General features: G+C 74.7%; 4 protein-coding genes. 3 read left to right on the top strand and 1 reads right to left on the bottom strand.

The features are described 5' to 3' along the window. Nucleotides 1-585 precede the first annotated feature (585 nt). Nucleotides 586-1,194 (bottom strand): hypothetical protein, encoded by a 609-nt coding sequence (locus tag KSNIM_RS03685; RefSeq protein ID WP_263101761.1) that lies wholly within the window; start codon nt 1,192-1,194, stop codon nt 586-588. A 178-nt stretch (nt 1,195-1,372) separates the two neighbouring features. On the opposite strand from KSNIM_RS03685, the gene KSNIM_RS03680 reads away from it, so the two are divergent. The 3 genes from KSNIM_RS03680 to sigK all read left to right on the top strand — a co-directional run bounded on the left by KSNIM_RS03680 (nt 1,373) and on the right by sigK (nt 3,033). Further along, entirely contained in the window at nt 1,373-1,498 is a 126-nt protein-coding gene (locus KSNIM_RS03680) for a hypothetical protein (RefSeq protein WP_263101760.1), read from the top strand. A gap of 417 nt (nt 1,499-1,915) precedes the next feature. After that, nucleotides 1,916-2,320 carry a hypothetical protein gene (locus tag KSNIM_RS03675; RefSeq protein ID WP_263101758.1) on the top strand — a complete coding sequence of 135 codons (405 nt, stop codon included), beginning with the start codon at nt 1,916-1,918 and terminating at the stop codon, nt 2,318-2,320. 92 nt (nt 2,321-2,412) lie between these two features. Then, entirely contained in the window at nt 2,413-3,033 is a 621-nt protein-coding gene (gene sigK / locus KSNIM_RS03670; protein WP_263101757.1) for an ECF RNA polymerase sigma factor SigK, read from the top strand. The last annotated feature ends 149 nt before the right edge of the window (nt 3,034-3,182 follow it).

Genomic DNA, 3,182 nt, shown 5'->3' with positions numbered 1-3,182 from the left:
GCGGCGGGAAGGCCCCCCCCCGGATGTCCAGCGCCCCGCACAGCCGTTCCCGCGCCGCCGCCGCCGCCACGCCCGCGACGCCGACCAGGCCGTAGGCCGGGGCCACGTCCACGTGCGCCCGCACCACCCGGGTGCCCGCGCCACCGCGTGAGCCAGCCGCCGCCGGGCCCGCTCGGCGACCGGCGTCCGCTGCTGCTCGTACAGCTCGACGCCGTCCCGCACGTAGCCGGGCAGTCCGACGGCCGGACGACGGCTGTACCAGGGCTCGCCCCAGGCCGTCCTGTCCGGTGGACGTGCGCGTCCACCATCGTCGGCAGGGCGATCCGGCCGTCAACGTCGACCACCTCCACCCGGGCGCCCTCGGGCACCCGCCCGACGGGTCGCCCGTCCACGGAGAACAGATCGACCGGGTCGCCGACGCCGAACGGACGGACCCCGCGGAAGACGGTGGCGGTGGATGCGGTCACGGGTCCTCCTCGGTGAGTCCGGGCAGCGCTCCCGTCATCGGCCGGCGCGGTGTCACCGCGCGGAGAGGCGCCGTTCCAGGCCGGCCCGGACCTCCGGCCACTCCTCTCCGACGGGGCGTCAGACGGGTGCCGCTCCTGGGGCGGTGTCGGCGGTGCGCACCTCCTGCAGCAGGCCCCAGGTGAAGTCGGCCGTGCAGGAGTGCGGCCGGCCCGTGGCGTCCGGGGCCGTGAAGTCGAGCTGCCACCGGGTCGGCGCACTGCCCTCCCGGGGCACGGCGGGCGGGAAGGCCGCCCCGACGTCCGCCACGACGCAGCTCCACGGGACGAGGTCCTCCAGGGTGCGCAGCGCCGGCGGGGGCGTGCCGGGTGCGCGGACCAGCCACTCGTTCCACGGAGGTGACGCCCCGCCGGCCGGTCCGAGGAGGATCTCGAACCGCAGCTCCGGCCAGAGCGGCAGCGCCCAGTGCTGCACCGTGCAGTCGAGGTCGCCGATCCGGCGGTGGAGCACCGTCTCCGGCGGGCCCAGCACGGCGGCGTAGCGGCGGGCACCGTGCGGGAAGCGGCTCGACCGGACCATCGCCTGCCACCGCTTGTTCGCCTCCCGCATGTCGGCCCGGGTGGCGTCCAGCCGGTGCAGCGCCTGCTCCACCAGTTCGGGGTGGAAGTCGGCCATCCGGCGCAGCAGGACGAGCTGGAACTCGGTGGTCGCGAAGCCGTGGATCGCCATCACCCCTGGCTGGACGGGTCGCCGGACGGGTTCCGTACGAGCTTCACCCGGACAACATACGTGCCTCTCGTCGGAAATCGTGGTGGGCAGACCGGAAATTCATTGGTACTCAGTTACCGGACGGCACGGGCCGACCGGCGCATCGGGGCTGAGGCCTCTCCCAGAAAGGAAACGTCTCATGGGATACGGGTACTCTCTGCCGAAGACCGGCTTCAGCGGCCTCGCCCATGTCGGCGTGGCGCTGGTGCCGGATGCCTCCGGTCTGCTGATGAAGTTCTTCGGTCGCCAGCCGGCCGGTCGCTGACGGAGCGCCGGCCGTACCGAGAAGAAGGACGCCGGGCACCCCGATGGTCGTGACTCGGGTGGTGGCGGCGGTGGCGGGCTCCCCGGATTCACTCCCGGCCCGGGTGGCCGGGGCAGGGACGGTAGGTGTGTCGGCCCGGCCCTTCTCGTAGCGCACCGTGCCCTTCGACAGTCGTAGCGGCACCAGGACTGGTGCGGGTCGATCCGATGGACGCGCAGCGGACCCCGCCCGCCGAACCGCACCGCGACGGACCGCCGTCCTCCCCGGTCGCTTGCCCGGTCGCCTCGTCCGCGCCGACGGCCTCCCCGTCGTCCTCCCCGGCTCCGGCCAAGGTCTGACGGTTCGCCCCGGAACCCGGCCGATAGTCTGACCTTCGTACAGCGGCGGCCCGGGGCTTCCGGGACGGGGGGAGCGGCAGTGGACGACGAGGACGAGATCCTGGCCGAGGCCATCGGCTCGATCGGCGGCAGGGGCTCGCGGTTCGTCGCCCGGCGGCTGCCGAACAACGTCCACGAGATCACCCTCCACCTTCCGCTCTCGTACGAACGGGCCAGAGCCCGGGTCTCCGAGGTCTTCGACCTGCAGGGCCGACGGATCGCACCGCGCCGCTCCGCCACGGCCGAGGAGCGTCGCGCCCTGCGGGTGCTGACCGGGGGCGGCGCGTGGAACATGAATCCCGTCCTGGTGACCGCTGTGCTCACCGCCGGGGAGGGGGAGGAGAGGACCGCCGTGCTGCTGCGCGCCGCCGCCAAGGAGGGGCTGGTCAGACAGCGGGCCGGCGAGAAGGCCGCGAAGCGCATCGCGGACCTGCTCACCGGCTGAGGACTCCACGCCGGGCACTCCGCCCGGGCGGAGGAACGGTGCAGCAACGCTGCAGCTGGCCCGCAGACCGGCCGGGCCGGGAGGGTCGCACCGTGACAGCCGTCCGCGAACACCCGCTCGCCGCAGACCCCGCCGACCGCACCGCGCCGCAGACCCACACATGCCGCGGCCGGGACCTGACCGGTCTGCTGCCGCGCATCGCCCGCGGCGACGAGCGGGCGTTCGGCACCCTCTACGAGGAGGTGGCCGGCCCGGTGCTGGGACTGGCCCGCCACGTCCTGCGTGACCGGGCGCAGGCCGAGGAGGTGGCCCAGGAAGTGCTGCTGGAGGTCTGGCGCACCGCCGCCCGCTACCGTCCGGAGCGCGGCGAGGTGCTGACCTGGGTGCTCACCATCACCCACCGCCGCGCCGTGGACCGGGTCCGGTCCGCACAGGCCGCCGCCGACCGCGACCGGCGGGTCGCCGCCGCCTCGCACACCCCGCCGTTCGACGAGGTCGCCGAGGCCGTGGAACGCCGTATCGACCGGGACCGGGTCAGACGCTGCCTCGGCGCGCTCACCGAACTCCAGCGGCAGGCGCTCGCCCTCGCGTACTACGGCGGGTACTCGCAGTCGCAGATCGCCGCGATCCTCGGCGCCCCGCTCGGCACCGTCAAGACCCGGATGCGGGACGGCCTGATCCGGATGCGGGACGGCCTCGCCCTCCACGAATGACCCTCGCGCCGAACGGGCCCGGAGCCTTCCGCTGCGCAACCGGTGCAAGCGCCCCTCCGCGTACGGCTTCGCCATGCTGGACGGGCAGCGTTCCGGGAGCGGCGGCCGACCCCGCAGCCGAATCCGCAGCCGCCGCCCCGTGCCGCCCC

It is taken from the genome of Kitasatospora sp. DSM 101779 (genome assembly GCF_025655475.1).
Lineage (GTDB): Bacteria > Actinomycetota > Actinomycetes > Streptomycetales > Streptomycetaceae > Kitasatospora.
The sequence above is the reverse complement of the archived record's forward strand: the minus strand, read 5'-3'. Positions and strand labels throughout refer to the sequence as shown.